Annotated in this window: 19 protein-coding genes; 8 read left to right on the top strand and 11 right to left on the bottom strand. The window is 65.5% G+C overall.

What is annotated here, in order from left to right; genetic code table 11:
• Nucleotides 1-124 precede the first annotated feature (124 nt).
• Both FHY55_RS14480 and FHY55_RS14475 read left to right on the top strand, forming a co-directional pair.
• Nucleotides 125-1,396 (top strand): ROK family protein, encoded by a 1,272-nt coding sequence (locus FHY55_RS14480; RefSeq protein ID WP_140014874.1) that lies wholly within the window; start codon nucleotides 125-127, stop codon nucleotides 1,394-1,396.
• Entirely contained in the window at nucleotides 1,393-2,898 is a 1,506-nt protein-coding gene (locus tag FHY55_RS14475; RefSeq protein WP_140014873.1) for a CRTAC1 family protein, read from the top strand. The genes FHY55_RS14480 and FHY55_RS14475 overlap by 4 nt, the downstream gene beginning before the upstream one ends.
• 9 nt (nucleotides 2,899-2,907) lie before the next feature.
• Here FHY55_RS14475 and FHY55_RS14470 read toward each other — a convergent pair whose 3' ends face one another.
• The 4 genes from FHY55_RS14470 to paaG are packed head-to-tail and all read right to left on the bottom strand — an operon-like array spanning nucleotide 2,908 to nucleotide 6,034.
• The gene (locus tag FHY55_RS14470) at nucleotides 2,908-3,516 is read right to left on the bottom strand and encodes a TetR/AcrR family transcriptional regulator (RefSeq protein WP_140014872.1); all 609 of its coding nucleotides are present in this window, start codon (nucleotides 3,514-3,516) and stop codon (nucleotides 2,908-2,910) included.
• A 3-nt stretch (nucleotides 3,517-3,519) separates the two neighbouring features.
• A complete protein-coding gene (gene paaK / locus FHY55_RS14465; protein ID WP_140014871.1) occupies nucleotides 3,520-4,821 on the bottom strand; it encodes a phenylacetate--CoA ligase PaaK in 1,302 nt (433 codons plus the stop codon).
• Complete coding sequence (gene paaI / locus FHY55_RS14460) at nucleotides 4,818-5,255, bottom strand: hydroxyphenylacetyl-CoA thioesterase PaaI (protein ID WP_140014870.1); 438 nt, start codon at nucleotides 5,253-5,255, stop codon at nucleotides 4,818-4,820. Before paaI ends, paaK begins: the two co-directional genes overlap by 4 nt.
• Complete coding sequence (gene paaG, locus FHY55_RS14455) at nucleotides 5,252-6,034, bottom strand: 2-(1,2-epoxy-1,2-dihydrophenyl)acetyl-CoA isomerase PaaG (RefSeq protein ID WP_140014869.1); 783 nt, start codon at nucleotides 6,032-6,034, stop codon at nucleotides 5,252-5,254. The genes paaI and paaG overlap by 4 nt, the downstream gene beginning before the upstream one ends.
• A 79-nt stretch (nucleotides 6,035-6,113) precedes the next feature.
• Here paaG and paaZ point away from each other — a divergent pair, with 79 nt between their 5' ends.
• The gene (paaZ, locus tag FHY55_RS14450) at nucleotides 6,114-8,135 is read left to right on the top strand and encodes a phenylacetic acid degradation bifunctional protein PaaZ (protein ID WP_140014868.1); all 2,022 of its coding nucleotides are present in this window, start codon (nucleotides 6,114-6,116) and stop codon (nucleotides 8,133-8,135) included.
• Nucleotides 8,136-8,159: 24 nt separating this feature from the next.
• A complete protein-coding gene (locus tag FHY55_RS14445) occupies nucleotides 8,160-8,912 on the top strand; it encodes a PaaX family transcriptional regulator C-terminal domain-containing protein (protein WP_140014867.1) in 753 nt (250 codons plus the stop codon).
• A gap of 21 nt (nucleotides 8,913-8,933) precedes the next feature.
• Here FHY55_RS14445 and FHY55_RS14440 read toward each other — a convergent pair whose 3' ends face one another.
• The 5 genes from FHY55_RS14440 to FHY55_RS14420 all read right to left on the bottom strand — a co-directional run bounded on the left by FHY55_RS14440 (nucleotide 8,934) and on the right by FHY55_RS14420 (nucleotide 14,401).
• The gene (locus FHY55_RS14440; protein WP_140014866.1) at nucleotides 8,934-9,785 is read right to left on the bottom strand and encodes a fumarylacetoacetate hydrolase family protein; all 852 of its coding nucleotides are present in this window, start codon (nucleotides 9,783-9,785) and stop codon (nucleotides 8,934-8,936) included.
• Between the two features lie 46 nt (nucleotides 9,786-9,831).
• Nucleotides 9,832-11,286 carry an NAD-dependent succinate-semialdehyde dehydrogenase gene (locus FHY55_RS14435; RefSeq protein ID WP_305778334.1) on the bottom strand — a complete coding sequence of 485 codons (1,455 nt, stop codon included), beginning with the start codon at nucleotides 11,284-11,286 and terminating at the stop codon, nucleotides 9,832-9,834.
• Nucleotides 11,287-11,456: 170 nt separating this feature from the next.
• Entirely contained in the window at nucleotides 11,457-12,437 is a 981-nt protein-coding gene (hpaD, locus tag FHY55_RS14430) for a 3,4-dihydroxyphenylacetate 2,3-dioxygenase (RefSeq protein WP_140014865.1), read from the bottom strand.
• Between the two features lie 69 nt (nucleotides 12,438-12,506).
• Nucleotides 12,507-14,009, bottom strand: coding sequence for a 5-carboxymethyl-2-hydroxymuconate semialdehyde dehydrogenase (hpaE, locus tag FHY55_RS14425; RefSeq protein ID WP_140014864.1), 1,503 nt, complete (start codon nucleotides 14,007-14,009; stop codon nucleotides 12,507-12,509).
• Nucleotides 14,006-14,401, bottom strand: coding sequence for a 5-carboxymethyl-2-hydroxymuconate Delta-isomerase (locus FHY55_RS14420; RefSeq protein WP_140014863.1), 396 nt, complete (start codon nucleotides 14,399-14,401; stop codon nucleotides 14,006-14,008). The genes hpaE and FHY55_RS14420 overlap by 4 nt, the downstream gene beginning before the upstream one ends.
• 130 nt (nucleotides 14,402-14,531) lie before the next feature.
• On the opposite strand from FHY55_RS14420, the gene hpaR reads away from it, so the two are divergent.
• The 4 genes from hpaR (at nucleotide 14,532) to FHY55_RS14400 (ending at nucleotide 17,660) form a co-directional block, all read left to right on the top strand.
• A complete protein-coding gene (gene hpaR / locus FHY55_RS14415) occupies nucleotides 14,532-15,008 on the top strand; it encodes a homoprotocatechuate degradation operon regulator HpaR (protein WP_254695320.1) in 477 nt (158 codons plus the stop codon).
• 158 nt (nucleotides 15,009-15,166) lie between these two features.
• Nucleotides 15,167-15,802 carry an ATP-dependent Clp protease proteolytic subunit gene (locus FHY55_RS14410; RefSeq protein WP_140014862.1) on the top strand — a complete coding sequence of 212 codons (636 nt, stop codon included), beginning with the start codon at nucleotides 15,167-15,169 and terminating at the stop codon, nucleotides 15,800-15,802.
• A gap of 133 nt (nucleotides 15,803-15,935) precedes the next feature.
• Nucleotides 15,936-17,201, top strand: coding sequence for an ATP-dependent Clp protease ATP-binding subunit ClpX (clpX, locus tag FHY55_RS14405; RefSeq protein WP_140014861.1), 1,266 nt, complete (start codon nucleotides 15,936-15,938; stop codon nucleotides 17,199-17,201).
• Nucleotides 17,202-17,279: 78 nt separating this feature from the next.
• Nucleotides 17,280-17,660 (top strand): RidA family protein, encoded by a 381-nt coding sequence (locus tag FHY55_RS14400; protein WP_140014860.1) that lies wholly within the window; start codon nucleotides 17,280-17,282, stop codon nucleotides 17,658-17,660.
• 88 nt (nucleotides 17,661-17,748) lie between these two features.
• Here the strand turns inward: FHY55_RS14400 and FHY55_RS14395 are convergent, their stop codons facing one another.
• Both FHY55_RS14395 and hisF read right to left on the bottom strand, forming a co-directional pair.
• A complete protein-coding gene (locus FHY55_RS14395) occupies nucleotides 17,749-18,054 on the bottom strand; it encodes a phosphoribosyl-ATP diphosphatase (protein ID WP_140014859.1) in 306 nt (101 codons plus the stop codon).
• Nucleotides 18,051-18,812, bottom strand: a complete 762-nt coding sequence (gene hisF / locus FHY55_RS14390; protein WP_140014858.1) for an imidazole glycerol phosphate synthase subunit HisF — start codon at nucleotides 18,810-18,812, stop codon at nucleotides 18,051-18,053. The genes FHY55_RS14395 and hisF overlap by 4 nt, the downstream gene beginning before the upstream one ends.
• Between the last annotated feature and the right edge of the window lie 40 nt (nucleotides 18,813-18,852).

Genomic DNA, 18,852 nt, shown 5'->3' with positions numbered 1-18,852 from the left:
TGTTCCACATTGTGACGCGGTGACTGCCATGTTGTTCGCTTCGTGATTAAAAACTTGCGTATCTCTGCCTCCATATGTCTAGCTGGAAGGCAGGGAGTGATCATTAACTTGATAAGTTGAAGTAATGCAGATTGAGATGTCGCATAATGACGGCGAGGCGGAGGCCCGGCTTGCTGGCTGCGGGCCGATCCGCGGACAGCCGCACGCTGAAGCGTCGGCCCCGTTGCTGCTTTTGGCCTATGAGGTCATTCGCAGCGCCGGGCTGATTGCGCGTGTCGATCTGGCCCGGGCGCTTGATGTCAGCCCTGCGACGGTGACGGCGGTGGTTTCTGAGTTGATCGGCGGCGCGCTGGTCGAGGAGGTTGAGGGCACCCCACGGCCCGGTGGGCGCGGACGCCCGCCGGTTTCGCTCCGGGTGTGTGGCGGCGCTGGCCATGTGATTGGGCTGAAGCTGGCGGAGTTCAAGCACACGGCGGTGATTACCGACATGGCGGGCAACACAGTGGCCTCAGCCACGCTGAGCCGCGATGCACAGGCGCGCTCGCTGGAGGTGGTGCTGCGCGAAATCGACCAGTTGGTGCGTGATGTTCTTGCCAAGGCGGGAGTCGATCCGGCTTCGGTGCTCGCACTGGGCGCGGGGCTTCCGGGGTTGGTGGATCATCCCGAGGGGCTGGTGCTGTGGTCGTCGGTACTGGAGGGCGAGGGGGTGCCGCTGGCACGACTGCTGACAGAGGCCACCGGCATTCCGACGTGGATCGACAACGACACCAACCTGCTGACGCTTGCCGAGCTTTGGTTTGGACGCGGGCGGATGGCGCGGGATTTTGCCGTTGTCTCGATCGAGCAGGGCGTTGGCATGGGGTTGGTGCTGGGGCAGGGGCTTTATCGCGGCGCACATTCGGTGGCGCTGGAGCTTGGCCACACAAAGGTGCAGCTGGACGGGGCGCTGTGCCGCTGCGGCCAGCGTGGCTGCCTTGAGGCCTATACCTCGGATTATGCCCTCGTGCGCGAGGCTCACACGGCGCTGGAACTCGACAGCCGCCTTCAGCTTTCGCCGCAGATGGTGCTGGAAAGCCTGCACGACCGCGCCAAGGCGGGCAACGAGGGGGCCATCAGCATCTTTCGCCGCGCCGGTCGCTACATGGCGGCCGGGCTTGCCAATGTGATCAACCTCTTCGATCCATCGCTCATCATCCTTTCGGGGGAGCGGATGCAGTACCAATACCTCTACGCGGATGAGGTGATGCGCGAGATGTCGGGGCTGATCGTGGGCAAGGGCCGCAAAGCACCGGAGGTGACGGTGAATACCTGGGGTGATCTGGTTTGGGCGCGCGGCGCGGCGGCGCTGGCGCTGGATGAGGCGGCGCAGCGACTGGTGGGGCGGCCGGCGGCATGATCCGACTTCTTTGCTTGGTGGCGCTGGCGGCCGGTCCCGCCATGGCGGAGCCCCGGTTTGAGCCGGTCGCCCTGCCGGTGAAGCACATTTACGCGGGCGGGTGGGAGCATTTCGTGGGCGGTGGCGTGGCGGTGTTCGATTGCTCGGGCGACGGGCTGCCGGAGATTGTGGCAGCGGGTGGCGAGGCCCCGGCTGTGTTGCTGCGCAACGGCGGGGATATGGCGTTTGCCCCCGGTGCCTTCCCCGAGATTACCCATGTGACCGGCGCCTTTCCGGTGGATATCGACAGCGACGGGCTGCGTGACCTTGTACTTACCCGGGTGGGCGAGAACATCCTGCTGCGCGGCACCGGCGATTGCGGCTTTGAGCGGGCTGGCTGGGGCTTTGACGGTGGCGCGCGTTGGAGCACGGCTTTTTCGGCCACATGGGAGGCGGGGCAGGATTGGCCGACGCTGGCCTTTGGCAACTACGTTGATCGCGATGATCCGGACGGCCCCTTTGAGGCCTGCGACGTGAACCATCTCTACCGGCCCGGGCCGGAGGGCTACGGGCCTGTGACCACGCTGGAGCCGGGGTTCTGCGCGCTTTCGATCCTGTTTTCGGATTGGGCGCGGCGCGGGCAGCAGGATTTGCGGGTGTCCAATGACCGGCATTACTACGTTTCGGGCGGCACGGAGCAGATGTGGCGGCTTGAGGCTGCGCCCCGTTTGCTGAACGAGGCCGAAGGTTTCGAGCCGGTTTCGATCTGGGGCATGGGCATTGCCAGCCGCGACCTGACGGGCGATGGGCGGCCCGAGGTGATGCTGACCTCGATGGGGGATCAGGTGCTGATGGGGTGGGATGGCGCGGGCTATGTGCGGGCGCCCTATGGCAGCGGCACCACGGCCACCACCCCCCACACCGGAGAGGATGGCCGCCCCTCCACCGGTTGGCATGCCGAGTTTGGCGATGTGGACAACGACGGGCGGGCTGATCTGTTTATTGCCAAGGGCAATGTTGATCAGATGCCGGGCATGGCGATGGACGACCCGAACAACCTGCTGATGCAGGGGGAGGACGGGGTGTTTCGGGAGGTGGCGGCGGACGCGGGTGTCGCCTCGCCGGAGCGCTCGCGCGGCGCGGCGCTGGCCGATCTTGATGGCGACGGGCGGCTGGACCTTGTGGTGGTGAACCGCCGCGCACCGATGGAGGTGTATCGCAACGTGACCGAGGGCACCGGGCATTGGCTGGCCATTGCGCCGGTGCAGCCGGGGGCGAACAGGGATGCGGTGGGCGCATGGGTGGAAGTGCGGGCGGAGGGGCTGAGCGAGGCGCAGGAGCGCACCATTGGCGGTGGCCACGCGGGCGCGCAATTGATGCCGCTTCACTTTGGGCTTGGCGCTGCCGATGGCGGACAGGCTCGGGTGATCTGGCCGGATGGCACGGTTGGGCCGTGGCACGCGGTTGAGGCCGGGCGGAGCTATCGTGTGGAGTATCCGGGCGCGGTTTGGCGGGGGCACTGAGGCCCGGCGTTACCGATCCGCCTGCACCCCGGCCAGACCGTCGAGCGCCAGCCGGGCCACCAGTGCGGCATAGTCATCGCGCTCGGCTGGCGTTGCGCGAGGTTGCCACATGTGGAACCAGTTCAGCATCCCGAAGACCGACATGGTGATATCGCGCATCCGCGCCTTGGAGGCCGCGAGTTTGGCAGGGGCCAGCATGGCGAGGGTGGCGGAGAGGCGGCGCACCATGTCGCGCTGATAGTCTTTGAGCACCGACTGGCTCTCTGCGGGCAGGGTGGCGAGCGCGTTCATCTGGAGCTGGTGCTTGTGGTCAGCCCCCTCGTAATCGCGCAGGATCACCCGCAGCATCGCCACGAGGCGCGTGCGGGGCTCGGCCTCTTCGGCCTCCACCGCGCGAATCCGGTCGCGCAGGCGCTTGAGGTGCACATCCAGGATGTCGAAGAGCAGCGCCTCCTTGCCCTGATAGTAGTGGTAGATATTGGCCTTGGAGATGCCGCAGGCCCGGGCCACCTCGGCCATCGAGGCCCGGTCATAGCCCCCTTCGGCAAAGACCCGCGCCGCCGTGAGCAGGATGTCACGGCGCTTTTCTTCGTGGTCTGCGGCAATCGGACGGGCCATGGCCTATTCCTTCGGGCGGTTGTCGACCACCCTTTGCGCCTTGCCCTGAGAGCGGGCAACCCCCTCGGGCTCATGCACCTCGATCCGTGCGGAAATGCCGACGACCGATTTGATGTGATGGGCCAGCTCCCGTGCCGATGCCTCGGCGGAGGCCGCCTCGCCGGTGTGCTCGCAATGCACGGTCAGTGCATCCATCCGGCCGGCGCGGGTCAGCTCGATCTGGAAATGCGGCGCGAGGCCCCGGCATTTAAGGAGCTGCTCTTCGATTTGGGTGGGGAAGACATTGACCCCGCGCAGGATGATCATGTCGTCGCTGCGGCCTGTGACCTTCTCCATCCGGCGCATCGACCGGGCGCTGCCGGGCAACAAGCGGGTGAGGTCGCGGGTGCGGTAGCGGATGATCGGCATGCCTTCCTTGGTGAGCGTGGTGAACACCAGTTCGCCCAACTCGCCATCTTCCACCGGCTCGCCGGTATCGGGGTTGATGATCTCGGGGTAGAAGTGATCTTCCCAGATGTGCAGCCCGTCCTTGGTTTCTACACACTCGTTCGCCACGCCGGGGCCCATCACTTCCGATAGCCCATAGATATCAACGGCGTGCATGTTGAACGCTTGTTCAATTTCGTCCCGCATTGCGTTGGTCCAAGGTTCGGCGCCGAAGATGCCGACCTTGAGCGGGCTCTTGGCCGGGTCCAGCCCGGCGGCGCGATACTGGTCGAGGATCGAGAGCATGTAGGAGGGGGTGACCATGATGATGGAGGCGCCAAAATCTTCGATCAGCGTCACTTGTCGCTCTGTCATGCCGCCCGAGACGGGCACGACGGTGCAGCCCAATTTCTCGGCCCCGTAATGTGCGCCGAGCCCGCCAGTGAAAAGGCCGTAGCCATAGGCCACATGGATGATGTCACCGGGCGTGCCGCCGCTGGCGCGGATCGAGCGGGCGACGAGGTTGGCCCATGTGTCGATGTCCTTGGCGGTGTAGCCCACCACCGTTGGCTTGCCGGTGGTGCCGGAGGAGGCGTGGACGCGGGAGATGCGCTCGCGCGGCACCGCGAAGAGGCCGAAGGGGTAATTGTCTCGCAGGTCGGATTTGACCGTGAAGGGGAATTTTGCGAGATCTTTCAGGCTCTTGAGGTCATCGGGGTGCACGCCCGCCGCGTCAAATTTGGCGCGATAGAAGGGCACGTTTTCATAGGCATGGGTAAGTGACCATTTGAGACGCGAGAGTTGCAGCGCCGCGATCTCGTCGCGCGAGGCGATTTCGATTGGGTCGAGGGTGTCGCGGGGGGGCGTGAGGTCGATCATTGCTCATTCCCTTCATCGAAGAGGGTGCCGGGGATGGCGCGGGAGAGGCCGCGGAACTGGGCGATCACGCGGCCTTCCTCGCCGGTGACGGTCACATCCGTCAGCCCGGTGCGGCCTTGGAGGGAGGTTTCGCGGGCCGTGGCGGTGAGGGTTTCGCCCAAGCGGCCGGGGGCGAGGTAGGTGATCTGGTTCTGCTGGGCCACGGTGGACTGGTTGCGGCTGTTGCAGGCGAAGGCGAAGGCGCTATCGGCCAGCGCGAAGATCACCCCGCCGTGGCAGATGCCGTGGCCGTTGCAGTGGTGCGGCGCGATGGTGAGGGTGAGGCTGGCTGTGCCTTCGGCGACTGCGCCCAGCTCCATGCCGAACCACTTGGAGGCCGCGTCCTGCGCCCACATCACGGCGGCGGATTGCGCGGCGCGCTCTTGCGGGGTCATGGCTTGGCCCCGAAGTTGGGCGCGCGCTTTTGCAGGAAGGCGGCGACGCCTTCGGCATAGTCGGGGTGCGCGCCGCAGCGCTTTTGGGTTTCGGCCTCAAGGTCGAGCTGCTCGTCCATCGTGTTGGTGATCGCGGCGTGGAGCGCCTGCTTGATCTGCCCTAGGCCGTGGGTGGGGCCGTTTGCCAACTTTTCTGCCAGCGCGCGGGCTTCAGGCATGAGGGCATCGTCGGGCAGGGCCTTCCAGATCAACCCCCAGTCGGCGGCGGTTTCGGCGGGCAGCGGCTCGGCTGTGAGAGCAAGGGCCTTGGCGCGGGCCATGCCAACAAGGTGGGGGAGGGACCATGTGCCGCCGGAGTCGGGCACGAGGCCGATCTTGCCGAAGCTCTGGATGAACTTGGCGGATTGCGCGGCGAGTACGATATCGCAGGCCAGCGCCACGTTGGCCCCCGCGCCGGCGGCCACGCCGTTGACCGCGCAGATCACCGGGCAGGGCAGGGCGCGGATCTGGCGGACCAGTGGGTTGTAGAAATTGGTGAGGGTTTGCGAGAGGTCGGGCGTGCCCTCCATCTTGGCCGGGTCACGATCGCCGAGGTCTTGCCCGGCGCAGAATCCGCGGCCCGCGCCGGTGAGCAGCACGGCGCGGGCTTCTGCCGCGCTCTCCAACGCGGCCCGCAACGCCAGATGCATCTCTTCGTTGAAACTGTTGAGTTTTTCCGGCCGGTTCAGGGTGATTTCCACCCAGTCGCCGCGTGACTCGACGCCTATTGTTTCGCTCATTTCGCTGTCCTCCCTGCGGAATCGTTTGCATAAACCGTCCGGTTGGTCAATTAATTCCGGCAACAGGGAGGATCTCAGCATGATCGAAGTTGGCAGCTATGTGGGCGGCGTGTGGATGGCACCGGGTGAGGGGGCGCGGGACATCCATGATGCGGTGACCGGCGAGCGAATTGGCCGCGCAGGCAATGCGGCGCTGGATGCGGGCGCGATGCTGGAGCATGGCCGCACGGTTGGCGGGCCGGTGCTGCGGGCGATGGGCTTCAAGGCGCGGGCGAAGATGCTGAAGGCGCTGGCGTTGCATCTGAGCGGCCAGAAAGAGGCGCTTTATGAGCTGAGCTACACCACCGGGGGCACGGCGGTGGATCACATGATTGATGTCGATGGCGGGATCGGCACGCTGTTTGTTTACGCCTCCAAGGGGGTGAAGGAACTGCCCGAGAACGGGCCGTTGCTGGACGGAGACGTTGAGTTTTTCGGCAAGGCGGGCAGCTTTGGGGGGCGGCACATTTGCGTGCCTCTTGAGGGGGTTGCGGTGCATATCAACGCCTTCAACTTTCCGGTCTGGGGGATGCTGGAGAAGATCGCGCCCTGCCTGCTGGCGGGCATGCCGGCGGTGGTGAAGCCGGCAACGGCGACCGCCCATGTGACAGAGGCCTGCGTGCGGATGATGCTGGAGGCCGGCGTGCTGCCCGAGGGGGCGCTGCAACTGGTGACGGGCGGGCTGGGCGACACGCTTGAGCGGCTCGGCCCACAGGATGTGGTGACCTTCACCGGCTCTGCGGAGACGGCGCTGAAGCTGCGCGGCACGCCCGCGCTATTGCGCAATTCGGTGCGGTTTACGGCGGAGCAGGACTCGCTCAACGCCTCGATCCTCGGGCCGGATGCGGGGCCGGACTCGCCAGAGTTTGACCTGTTTGTCAAAGAGGTGCACCGCGAGATGACGGCGAAGGCCGGGCAGAAATGCACGGCGATCCGGCGGATTTTGGCGCCTGAAGCGCGGGTGGAGGCTGTGATCGAGGCGATCTCGGCGCGGCTGGCCAAGACCACGGTGGGCGATCCGCGCGAGGAGGGCGTGCGGATGGGCGCGCTGGTGAGTGCGGGGCAGGCGGCGGATGTGCTTGAAAAGGCAGCAATTATCGGCTCCGAGGCGGAGCTGGTTTATGGCGGCATGGAAGGGTTCAGCCCGGTGGGCGCGCGGGCCACGGGCGGAGCGTTTGTGGCGCCACATCTGTTCCGTGCCGACCCGGATGCGGCGGTGCGCGTGCATGACACAGAGGCCTTTGGGCCGGTCAGCACGGTGATGGGCTATCGCGATATGGCCCACGCCTGCGAGATCGCGGCGCGGGGACAGGGCTCGCTGGTGGCTTCTGTCATCACCCATGATCCGGCGGTGGCGCGGGAGGCGGTGCTGGGGCTCGCGGCCTGGCACGGGCGGGTTTATCTGAACGACCGGGTGTCAATGAAGGAGAGCACCGGGCATGGTGCCCCGATGCCGCATATGGTCCATGGCGGGCCGGGGCGCGCGGGCGGCGGCGAAGAGTTGGGCGGTATCCGGGCGGTGACGCATTACATGCAGCGCACGGCGGTGCAGGGCTCGCCCGAGATGCTCAGGGCAGTGAGCGGGGTGCATGTGAAGGGCGCGCCGGAGGTTGCCAGCGAGGGCCATCCGTTCCGCCGCAAGTTTGATGAGCTGGAGGTGGGGCAGGTTTTGGAGACGAAAGCCCGCGAGATCACGCTTGAAGATATCGAACATTTCGCCGAGTTCACCGGCGATACCTTCTATGCCCATATGGATGAGGAGGCCGCCGCGCGAAACCCGTTCTTCCCGGGGCGTGTGGCCCATGGCTACTTGCTTCTGAGCTTTGCTGCCGGGCTGTTCGTGGATCCGGAGGAGGGGCCGGTGCTGGCCAACACCGGGCTGGAAAGCCTTGCATTTATGCAACCTGTGGTGCCCGGTGACAGCATTTCGGTGCGGCTGACCGTGGCGGGCAAGAAGCGGCGCACGGCAGAGCATGGCGAGGTGCGCTGGGCGGTGGAAATCACCAAACAGGACGGCGCTGAGGTGGCCGAATACGAACTGCTGACCATGGTGGCGGGCTGATCGGCGTGGCGCTATGCTTGCGGCATGAGCGCCGCCCCCGAACCCTCTGACCTTTCGCCCGAATTCCTTGCCGCTGCCGCGCCGCTCAGGCCGGGGGCGCATCGGGTGTGGTCGCTCATCGTCACCGTTTTCGGAGACCTTGCCCGCGCCGAAGGGGACGCGATTGACGGCGCTGCGCTGGGGCGGATCATGGCGGCGATGGCGGTGAAGCCCGAGGCGATGCGGGTGGCGCTGCACCGGCTGCGCAAGGAGGGCTGGCTGGAGAGCCGCAAGGCCGGGCGGGGTGCGGTGCACGCGCTGACCGCGCAGGGCCGGGCCGGCTCACAGGAGGCCGCGCCGAGGATTTATGCAGCCCGGGCGGAGGGGCCGGAGGCGTGGTTTTTGGCGCTGGGCGAGGGGGCTGTGGAGGCCGGGGCGGGCGAGGTGCAGCTCACCGCGAGTGCGGTGCTATCGCCCGCGCCTGCGGCGGGCCTCGCTGCCGGGCGGGTTGAGGAGCTGCCCGGCTGGGCGCGCGCTAGGCTTTGTTCTGAAGCGCTTTTCGAGGAAGCGGCGGAGCTAGAGCGCGCGCTGGCCGCGGTGCGTGTGCCTGCCGGGCTGGCCCCGGTGGAGGTGGCCGCCCTCAGGGCGCTGGTGGTGCACTCGTGGCGGCGCGTGGTGCTGCGCGCGCCGCAGGTGCCCGCGCGGTTCATGCCCGAAGGCTGGGCCGGGGAGCGGTGCCGGAGCCTCGTGGTCAGCCTGCTGGCGGCGCTTCCGAGGCCGGAGGTTGGCGAGATCTAGCGGTGGTGGGGGTCTCCTAGCCTACGCGTCCTGCACCGTGTTGCGCAGGATGCCGAGGCCGGGGGAGGTGACTTCGACCACGTCGCCGGGTGCGAGGAACTTCGGCGGATCAAAGCGCGCGCCCGCGCCGGTGGGGGTGCCGGAGACGATGATGTCACCGGGGACCAGCGTGGTGAAGGTGCTGATGTAAGCGATCTGGAAGGCGACGGGAAAGAGCATCCGCGCGGTGTTGTCTTGCTGGCGCAGCTCGCCGTTTACGCGGGTTTCGATATCGGCCTTGGTGATTTGCGCCTCATCGGTGAAGGGCACGATCCAAGGGCCCATTGCGCCGGAATTATCCCAGTTTTTCCCTTGCGTTACGTTGAACTTGGCGTGGCGGACCCAGTCGCGCAGGGTGCCCTCGTTGCAGAGCGTGAGGGCGCCGATGTGGCTCAGCGCCTCGCTCTCGGGGATGCGGCGACCGCCCTTGCCGATGATGACCGCGATCTCGCCCTCGTAGTCGAGCTGGGGCGTTTCGGGCGGGCGGATCAGCGGCTGCTCATGACCGGTGAAGCTGCGCGGGAAGCGGATGAAGAGCGAGGGCTTGGGCGGGGCCTCCTTGCCGTCTTTGTACTCGGCGTTCCGGTCGGGAAAGTTGACGCCGACGCAGATGATCTTTTCGGGCGAGGGGATCGGGATTTCATAGGTGAAATCGGTTTGCGCGGGCTGCTCATCGCCCGCTTGCGCGACCTCTTCGCAGGCACCGGCGGCCACCACCTCGCGCAGAGTGGGATACTGCGGGAAGAGCGGCGAGAGGGCGTGAAAACCCGCCTCGGAAACGGTGCCCCAGGCGGTTTCGCCCGAGGGCAGGGTAACGGTGGCGAGGCGGGTCATGATTAGCTCCTGGTGGGGTGGTGGGCAGGGCTGCCCACCCTTGAGATTAAACGTCCATGCAGAGGTATTTCAGCTCCATGAACTCTTCCATGCCGTGGGTTGAGCCTTCGCGGCCGAGGCCGGAGTGCTTGACCCCGCCGAAGGGGGCGACGGCGGTGGAGATGAGGCCGGTGTTGATGCCGACCATGCCGTAATCGAGCGCCTCGGACACCCGCCAGACGCGGGAGAGGTCGCGGGCGTAGAAGTAGCTGGCAAGGCCGAACTCGGTGGCATTGGCGGCCTCGATGGCCTCCTCTTCGGTTTCGAACTTGAAGAGGGGGGCGACGGGGCCGAAGGTTTCTTCTGTCGTCACTTTCATCGAGGTGTCGACGCCGGTGAGCACGGTGGGTTGCCAAAAGGTGCCGCCCTTCTCATGCGGCTCGCCGCCGAGGATGACCTTGGCGCCTTTGCTCTTGGCGTCTTCGACGTGGTCGCGCACCTTTTCCAGCCCGCCTTCGTCGATCAGCGGGCCAAAGTTGACGCCCTCGTCGAAGCCGTCGCCGGTTTTCATGGTGCTGACCTTGGCGGCCAGTTTTTCGGCGAACTCGTCGTAGATGCCGGATTGCACGTAGATCCGGTTGGCGCAGACGCAGGTTTGGCCGTTGTTGCGGAACTTGGCGATCACCGCGCCTTCCACGGCGGCGTCCACATCGGCGTCATCGAAGACGAGGAAGGGGGCGTTGCCGCCCAGTTCAAGGCCGAGTTTCTTGATCGTCGGCGCGCATTGCTCGTAGAGCTTGGCACCCACCTCTGTGGAGCCGGTGAAGGTGAGGGCGCGGACGGTTTCGCTCGCGGTCATCGCGCCGCCGATGGCCGAGGCCGAGCCGGTGAGGATGGAGAAGAGCTCCAGCGGCAGGCCTGCGCGCTCGGCCAGAACGCCGAGGGCGATGGCGGAGAAGGGGGTTTGTGAGGCGGGCTTGAGCACCATGGCGCAGCCTGCGCCGAGGGCGGGGCCGGCCTTGCGGGTGATCATGGCGTTGGGGAAGTTCCACGGCGTGATTGCGGCCACCACGCCCACCGGCTGCTTGAGCACGACGATGCGCTTGTCGGGCTGGTGGCCGGGGATGACCTCGCCGTTGGCGCGGCGGCATTGCTCGGCGAACCACCGGATGAAGCTGGCGCCATAGGCAACCTCGCCCTTGGCCTCGGCAAGCGGCTTGCCCTGCTCGGCGGTCATGATCGCGCCGAGATCGTCTTGCGCGGCCATCATCAGGTCATGCCATTTCATCAGCACGTCGGCGCGGTCTTCTGCCGTGCGCTTCGCCCAGTCCTTTTGCGCGATCCGGGCGGCCTCGATGGCCTCGTCGGTTTCCTTCGCGCCGAGCTTGGGCACGCGGCCGATCACTTCGCCGGTGGAGGGGTTGGTGACCTCGATGGCATCCTCGCCCGCGGGCACCCATTTGCCGGCAACGAGGCAGGCCTCTTTCAGCAGGTCGGGGTCGTTGAGTTTGGGCATCGGCATGGTCGGTCCTCTTCTGCTTTGCGTTGGGCTGGACTGTAGCGCCAAGTGGGCGGGCGGCAATCCCTGGTTCCTAGAGGCGATCATGCCTGCGCCCCGCCGTGGTGAGAATGCCCGGCGCCCCTACGGGGCTATCATGCCCGCGCCCCTACGGGGCTATTAAGCCCGCGCCCCTACGGGGCGACGATCGGGGTGGCGGCGAGGGTGGAGGCGACCGGGTCGGTGCCCTCAAACAGGGAGCCCTCCTCGAACCATGAGCGGGGAGCAGGGGCGCCCCAGAGGGTTTGGCGTTGCGGGTCTTTGAGATCCCATTTGATCGGCTCAAGGTCCGGGTCCACCGTTTGATAGTCGGAGCAGTAGATCTCGGTGCGGTGGCCGTCCGGGTCGCGGATGTAGAGGAAGAAGGCGTTGGAGATGCCGTGGCGGCCCGGCCCGCGCTCGATGTTGTCGACCCAGCCGGTGGTGGCCATCAGGTCGAGCAGGTCGATGATGTTGAGCGGGGTGGGCACCCAGAAGGCGGTGTGGTGCAGGCGCGGGCCGGTGCCGTTGGTGAAGGCCATGTCGTGCACGCCGCCCTTGCGGTGGCACCATGCGGCCCAGAGGCGGCCGGTTTCTGCATCTTCGGTGTACTCGGTCACCCGGAAGCCGAGCTCGTTGTAGAAGGCGACGGAGGCATCGACATCGGGTGAGAAGCAGTTGAAGTGGTCGATCCGCAGCGGTTTGACGCCGTTGTAGAGCTTGTATTGCTGGTGGATCGGGGGGAGGCGGTCCATCCGGGCGTAAAACTCCAGCGGAATGCCGTGCGGGTCGCGGGTGCGGAAGGTGCGCGACTGGTAGGGGCGTTCGACCCATTCGGTTGGGTGGCCCTTGCTGCGGAAGAAGTGCTCGGCTTTCTCCAGATGCTCCTCGTCGAAGAGCTTGAAGGAGAGATCGCGTGCACGCGGTTCATCCCCCTGTTTGAGCACGAGGCAATGATGCCCGCGCTCCTCCATCGCCCTTAGGTAGATGGTGGAGGCGTCTTCATCGGTGACTTGCAGGCCGAGGGTGTCGACATAGAAGGCGCGGCTCTTGGCGAGGTCGGTGACGATCAGCTCGACGTGGCTCAGCCGCAGGATGTTGAAAGCCGGGGTCAGGTTGGGTGCGGGAATGGGCATGGTTTCCTCCTCGGGGTGGCGGGCTGATTGCCCGCCGAAGCGGTGGGCAAATTGCCCACCCTACGGGTGTCAGGCGCCGAGGCGCGGGATCTTGTGGGTGCCGGTGGCGAAGCCGATGTGTTTTTGCTCCATGTAGAACTCGAAGGACCAGTCGCCGCCGTCGCGGCCGATGCCGCTGGCCTTTACCCCGCCGAAGGGGGTGGGCAGGTGGCGGACGTTTTCGGAGTTCACCCAGATCATTCCGGCCTCCAGCCCATCGGTGAAGCGCATGGCGCGGGTGATGTCTTGCGTCCAGACGTAGGCGGTGAGGCCGTAGGGGATGGTGTTGGCGATGCTCAGGGCCTCGGCCTCGTCGGCAAAGCGGATCGAGGTGAGGACGGGGCCGAAGATTTCTTCCTGCGCGATGGCCATGTCGTTGGTGGCATCGGTGAAGAGGGTGGGGGCCACGAAGTGCCCGGCCTCGCCGACGCGGGTGCCGCCTGCGGCGATGGTGGCGCCTTCGGAGGTGGCCTTGTCGAAGTAGCTCGCCACTTTGTCGAAGTGGGTCTTGTGGATGAGCGGGCCAACCTCGGTTTTCGGATCAAGCGGGTGGCCGACCTTTATATTTTTCACCCGGGCGGCCAGCTCGGTCTCGAATTTCTCGGCAATGCTCTCCTGCACCAGCAGGCGCGAGGAGGAGGTGCAGCGCTCGCCGTTGAGCGAGTAGATCATGAAGATGGCGGCATCGAGGGCGCGGGGCAGATCGGCATCTTCAAACACCACCACCGGGTTTTTGCCGCCAAGCTCGAAGTGGCAGCGCTTGAGGGTGGGCGCGCCCTGGGCCTGGATCATGGAGCCGGTTTTGCTTTCGCCCACGAAGGCGATGGCCTTGATGGCGGGGTGCTCGGTGAGGGCCTTGCCGGCCTCTTCACCCATCCCGTTCACCATGTTCCACACGCCCGGTGGCAGACCGGCCTCTTCTGCGATCTCGATAAGCAGGCGGGCTGTGACGGGGGAGAACTCGGCCGGTTTATGGACGATGGTGCAGCCTGCGGCGAGCGCGGGGGCGATCTTCCATGTGGAGAGCATGAAGGGGGTGTTCCACGGGGTGATGACGCCCACGGGGCCGATCGGCACGCGGGTGGTGACGTTCATCAGCGTGGGCGAGGGCAGGTGCTGGCCGTCGCGGGCCGATGGGGCGCGGTCTGCAAAGAAACGGAAGTTTTCAGCCCCGCGGAGCGCCGCCTTGGCCATGAAGCGGATCGGTTGGCCGGTGTCCCACGCCTCGCAAAGGGCGATCTTCTCGGCATTGGCCTCGATGGCATCGGCCACGGCGTGGAGCAGTTTCTTGCGGGCGGTGCCGGGCATGTCGCGCCAGGCGGGAAAGGCGGCTTTGGCGGCCTGAGCGGCGGCGTCGATATCGGCGGCGGTGCCGCGGGCGACCTGGCAGATTTCGCTTTCATCGACGGGTGAATGGTTGGTGAAGGTGGCGCCTGTCACATCCTGCCCGGCAATGCGGTGGGCGATGCCCTCGGCCTTCAGGCGGGCAAGGTGGGGGGCGAGGCTGGCGGTGTTGGTGGCGAGGTCGGTCATTGGGCCTCCTTAGCGGCGATATGGTCGCGCACGGTGTTGAGCTTGGGCGAAAGGGCTGGGTCAATGTCGCGCATTTCAAGGCTGAGCATGATCGGCTGGCTTGCGATGACCGGGGCGAGGAAGGCGCGGGCGGCTTCGAAGACATGGGCCGTGGCGGCTTCCTTGGCGTCCTGCGGGCGACCGCCGCGCAGGCGGATGGAGATATCGACGAAGATATTGGCCGGGTCGCCATCGGCGATGGCGTAGGCCTCGCACCGCGCCGCGCGCACGCGGATGCCGGCCATGGGAAACACGCCGGTTTCCAGCCCGGCCCGCCGCAGGGCCTCGCAAAAGGCGGAGATATCGGCGTGGGCCTCAAGGTTGGCCGAGTATTCGATGCGGATATGTGGCACGGGCTCCTCCCCAGAAGTTATTAACTCGTTAATTACATTCATCCCGGGTGTCAAGTTTTATTGACGCCAGACCCCACACCGGCTGATAACCTATCTTGATGCACTGTCACGAATAAGTCATACATAATACATGTCAGATGATACCCCGATGTCTGCTGGCGGGGCTCGGGAGGGTAATGTTTCGATGCGCCATACGTCACGGTCTCTGCCGATTGCGCTTTTGAGGGCGCGCGAAGCCGTGATGGCTCCGCTGCGCGGAATGCTGGCCTCCACAGGTGTGACCGAGCAACAGTGGCGCGTGCTGCGTGTGCTTGATGAGAATCGCAGGATGGAGCCCAAGGAGTTGGCGCATCAGGCCTGCCTCTTGCTGCCCAGCCTCACCCGCATCATGCAGTCGCTCGAAGAGCGCGGCTATATCACCCGAGAAAAAGACCCCCATGACGGGCGCAAGCTGCGGCTGGCGATCACCGAGGAGGGGCGGGCGCTGATTGCCCGGCATATGGGCGAGAGCAACCGGATATTCAGCGAGTTGGAGCAGGCATTTGGCCAGGAGAAGGTGGATGCCCTGCTCGATCTGCTCAATGATCTGGCGGAGCAGAAGACCTGAACGGCTTTGCGCGTCAGTCGCCGCCGTCTCAACCAATTGTTCACGGTTATGAGGTCTTTGGGCGTGGTGCTCTTGCAGCCCCCCCATGCCAGCACTAAGACAAGGGGAAGAGAACCACAGCCCCGCCGACCGGGGCCCATAAAGTCGAGGCCCGAGTTATGAACGACCCCGTTGAAACCTACATGAACCTCGTCCCCATGGTGGTTGAGCAGACCAGCCGTGGCGAGCGGGCCTATGATATCTTCTCGCGGCTGCTGAAGGAGCGGATCGTATTTGTGAACGGCCCGGTGCACGACGGCATGAGCCAGCTTATCGTGGCGCAGCTTTTGCACCTTGAGGCGGAGAACCCGAAAAAAGAAATCAGCATGTACATCAACAGCCCCGGCGGCGTGGTGACATCCGGTCTCTCGATCTATGACACGATGCAGTATATCCGCCCGAAGGTGAGCACGCTGGTGATCGGCCAGGCGGCCTCGATGGGCTCGCTGCTGCTGACCGCTGGCGAGACGGGAATGCGCTTTTCGCTGCCCAACAGCCGCATCATGGTGCACCAGCCCTCCGGTGGCTATCAGGGCCAGGCGACGGATATCATGATCCACGCGCAGGAAACCCAGAAGCTGAAAGACCGGCTTAACCAGATCTATGTTAAGCACACGGGCCAAAGCCTGAAGAAGGTGGAAGCCGCGCTTGAGCGCGACAACTTCATGAGCCCAGATGAAGCCAAGGACTGGGGCCTGATCGACGAGATCGTGGAGAACCGCGACAAGAGCGGCGACGAGAGCGGCAGCAAGTAAGCTGCGGCAAAGCGTGCGCCGTTCACTTTAATTTGGCGTTGTGTCCCGCTGGGTGCTGCCCTAGGCTTTTGCATCAGGGGCGCACACGGGGCAGAATGCAAGACAACGGGCAAGGCAGCCCGAGGGGTTATGAATGGCAACGAATTCAGGTGGTGACAGCAAGAACACGCTTTATTGCTCTTTCTGCGGCAAGAGCCAGCACGAGGTGCGAAAGCTGATTGCAGGCCCAACGGTGTTCATCTGCGACGAATGCGTCGAGCTGTGCATGGACATCATCCGCGAGGAAACCAAGAGTTCTGGCCTCAAATCCTCCGACGGCGTGCCGACGCCGAAGGAGATTTGTGAAGTTCTCGATGATTACGTGATCGGCCAGTTCCACGCCAAGCGCGTGCTCTCGGTGGCGGTGCACAATCACTACAAGCGGCTCAACCACGCGGGCAAGACCGGCGAGATCGAGCTGGCAAAATCGAACATCCTGCTGATCGGCCCGACCGGCTGCGGCAAGACCTTGCTGGCCCAGACGCTGGCGCGCATCCTCGATGTGCCCTTCACCATGGCCGATGCCACCACGCTGACCGAGGCTGGCTATGTGGGTGAGGATGTGGAGAATATCATCCTCAAGCTGCTTCAGGCCTCCGAGTACAACGTGGAGCGGGCGCAGCGCGGCATCGTCTATATCGACGAGGTCGACAAGATCACCCGCAAGTCTGACAACCCGAGCATCACCCGCGATGTGAGCGGCGAGGGCGTGCAGCAGGCGCTGCTGAAGATCATGGAAGGCACCGTGGCCTCCGTGCCGCCGCAGGGCGGGCGCAAGCATCCGCAGCAGGAGTTCCTGCAGGTCGACACGACCAACATCCTGTTCATCTGCGGTGGCGCTTTCGCCGGGCTCGACAAGATCATCAGCGCCCGGGGCAAGGGCTCTGCCATCGGCTTCGGGGCCGATGTGAAGGACAGCGAGAGCCGTGGCATTGGTGAGATCTTCACCGAGCTGGAGCCGGAAGACCTGCTGAAATTCGGCCTGATCCCCGAGTTCGTTGGCCGTTTGCCGGTGCTGGCGACGCTGCAGGATCTGGACGAAGATGCGCTGGTGACGATCCTGACCGAGCCGAAGAACGCGCTGGTGAAGCAATACCAACGCCTGTTCGAGCTGGAAGACACCGAGCTGACCTTCACCGACGATGCGCTGCGGGCCATCGCCAAGCGCGCCATCGAGCGCAAGACCGGCGCGCGTGGCCTGCGTTCGATCATGGAAGACATCCTGCTGGATACCATGTTTGACCTGCCGGGCATGAGCGAGGTGGACGAAGTTGTGGTGAACGAGGAGGCCGTCAACTCCGACGCGCAGCCGCTGTTCATCTACTCCGAAGAGAGTAAGGCCGAGAACGCCTCGGCTTGAGGAACGGAGCGAACGGTGGGCAGAATTGCCCACCCTACGGGCCTCGCGGAAGCGGGGCCTTTTTTGTTGGAGGGACGTATGGAACGGCGGTTGATATCTTCGGGTGGGCCTTATGAGGAAAAGATCGGCTACAGCCGTGCCGTGGTGTGCGATGGCTGGGTGTTCGTGGCCGGCAGCACCGGGGCTGACCCTGAGACCGGCGAAATGCCCGAGGGCGTGGTGGAGCAGTGCCGCAATACGTTGGAGACGATCCGGCGGGCATTGGCCGAAGCCGGGGCGAGCCTGGATGACGTGGTGCGGGTGAACTACGTGCTGCCGGTGGCCGCCGACTTTGAGCCCTGCTGGCCTGTGCTGGCGGAGGCCTTCGGCAAGGCGCGGCCTGCGGCAATGATGATCGAGGCGGGGTTGATCAGCCCGGCGATGAAGATCGAGATCGAGGTGACGGCGCGGCTGCCTTGAGCGGGGAGCTTCGCTGCGCCGTTGCGCAGTGGGGGCGCTGCCCCCACACCCCCGGGATTTTCGGAGGACCAATGAGGGGCGGGCGGGCCTAGCGGGAGGCCTTTTCGCTCAGGCCCGATTGGTGGGTGCGTGCGGCAAGCTCGGCTTCGATGTCGGCCAGGGTGACATCGCGGGCGGCGCACATGACCAGCAGGTGGTAGAGCGCATCGGCGGCCTCGGAGGTGAGCTTGGCGCGGTCGCCCTTCACCGCTTCGATGATGGCTTCCACCGCTTCTTCACCGAATTTCTCGGCGCATTTCTCCGGGCCCTTGGCGAGGAGCTTGGCTGTCCAGCTCGATTCGGGATCGGCGGATTTGCGGGCCTCGATGGTGGCGGCGAGGGCGGAAAGGCTCATGTCATCCTCACGGGAATTCCGGCGGCGGCCATGTGTGCCTTGGCCTCGCCGATGGTGTAGGTGCCGAAGTGGAAGATCGAGGCGGCGAGCACGGCGGAGGCGTGGCCCTCGGTGACGCCTTCGACGAGGTGATCAAGCGTGCCGACCCCGCCCGAGGCGATCACCGGCACCGGCACCGCATCGGCGATGGCGCGGGTGAGGGGCAGGTTGAAGCCGGCCTTGGTGCCGTCACGGTCCATCGAGGTGAGGAGGATCTCGCCCGCGCCTTTTTCGGCGATCATCACGGCAAATTCGACCGCGTCGATGCCGGTGGGGCGGCGGCCGCCGTGGGTGAAGATTTCCCAGCGGCCGGGCTCGACCGTTTTTGCGTCGATCGCGCAGACGATGCATTGCGAGCCGAAGCGCATGGCGGCCTCGGTGATCACGTTCGGGTCGGCCACGGCGGCGGAGTTGAAGCTCACCTTGTCGGCGCCCGAGAGCAGCAGTTTGCGGACGTCCTCGTGGGTCCGCACGCCGCCGCCGATGGTGAGCGGCATGAAGCATTGCTCGGCCGTGCGCGTGGCGAGATCATACATGGTGCCGCGGTTTTCATGGGTCGCGTGGATATCGAGAAAGCAGAGCTCGTCGGCGCCGGCGGCGTCATAGGCGCGGGCGGATTCCACCGGGTCGCCGGCATCTACGAGGTCGACGAAGTTGACGCCCTTGACCACGCGGCCATCGGCCACGTCAAGGCAGGGGATGATGCGGGTCTTCAACATGGGGCACGCGATAGCCGGTTTTGCTGGCGGAGGGAAGCCG

Source organism: Oceanicola sp. D3 (assembly GCF_006351965.1).
GTDB lineage: Bacteria > Pseudomonadota > Alphaproteobacteria > Rhodobacterales > Rhodobacteraceae > Vannielia.
The sequence above is the reverse complement of the archived record's forward strand: the minus strand, read 5'-3'. Positions and strand labels throughout refer to the sequence as shown.

Coding starts and splice junctions, on each gene's coding strand:
- FHY55_RS14480 (WP_140014874.1), top strand. CDS start 125: ATGCAGATTGAGATGTCGCATAATGACGGCGAGGCGGAGGCCCGGCTT.
- FHY55_RS14475 (WP_140014873.1), top strand. CDS start 1,393: ATGATCCGACTTCTTTGCTTGGTGGCGCTGGCGGCCGGTCCCGCCATG.
- FHY55_RS14470 (WP_140014872.1), bottom strand. CDS start 3,516: ATGGCCCGTCCGATTGCCGCAGACCACGAAGAAAAGCGCCGTGACATC.
- paaK (WP_140014871.1), bottom strand. CDS start 4,821: ATGATCGACCTCACGCCCCCCCGCGACACCCTCGACCCAATCGAAATC.
- paaI (WP_140014870.1), bottom strand. CDS start 5,255: ATGACCCCGCAAGAGCGCGCCGCGCAATCCGCCGCCGTGATGTGGGCG.
- paaG (WP_140014869.1), bottom strand. CDS start 6,034: ATGAGCGAAACAATAGGCGTCGAGTCACGCGGCGACTGGGTGGAAATC.
- paaZ (WP_140014868.1), top strand. CDS start 6,114: ATGATCGAAGTTGGCAGCTATGTGGGCGGCGTGTGGATGGCACCGGGT.
- FHY55_RS14445 (WP_140014867.1), top strand. CDS start 8,160: ATGAGCGCCGCCCCCGAACCCTCTGACCTTTCGCCCGAATTCCTTGCC.
- FHY55_RS14440 (WP_140014866.1), bottom strand. CDS start 9,785: ATGACCCGCCTCGCCACCGTTACCCTGCCCTCGGGCGAAACCGCCTGG.
- FHY55_RS14435 (WP_305778334.1), bottom strand. CDS start 11,286: ATGCCGATGCCCAAACTCAACGACCCCGACCTGCTGAAAGAGGCCTGC.
- hpaD (WP_140014865.1), bottom strand. CDS start 12,437: ATGCCCATTCCCGCACCCAACCTGACCCCGGCTTTCAACATCCTGCGG.
- hpaE (WP_140014864.1), bottom strand. CDS start 14,009: ATGACCGACCTCGCCACCAACACCGCCAGCCTCGCCCCCCACCTTGCC.
- hpaR (WP_254695320.1), top strand. CDS start 14,532: ATGTCAGATGATACCCCGATGTCTGCTGGCGGGGCTCGGGAGGGTAAT.
- FHY55_RS14410 (WP_140014862.1), top strand. CDS start 15,167: ATGAACGACCCCGTTGAAACCTACATGAACCTCGTCCCCATGGTGGTT.
- clpX (WP_140014861.1), top strand. CDS start 15,936: ATGGCAACGAATTCAGGTGGTGACAGCAAGAACACGCTTTATTGCTCT.
- FHY55_RS14400 (WP_140014860.1), top strand. CDS start 17,280: ATGGAACGGCGGTTGATATCTTCGGGTGGGCCTTATGAGGAAAAGATC.
- FHY55_RS14395 (WP_140014859.1), bottom strand. CDS start 18,054: ATGAGCCTTTCCGCCCTCGCCGCCACCATCGAGGCCCGCAAATCCGCC.
- hisF (WP_140014858.1), bottom strand. CDS start 18,812: ATGTTGAAGACCCGCATCATCCCCTGCCTTGACGTGGCCGATGGCCGC.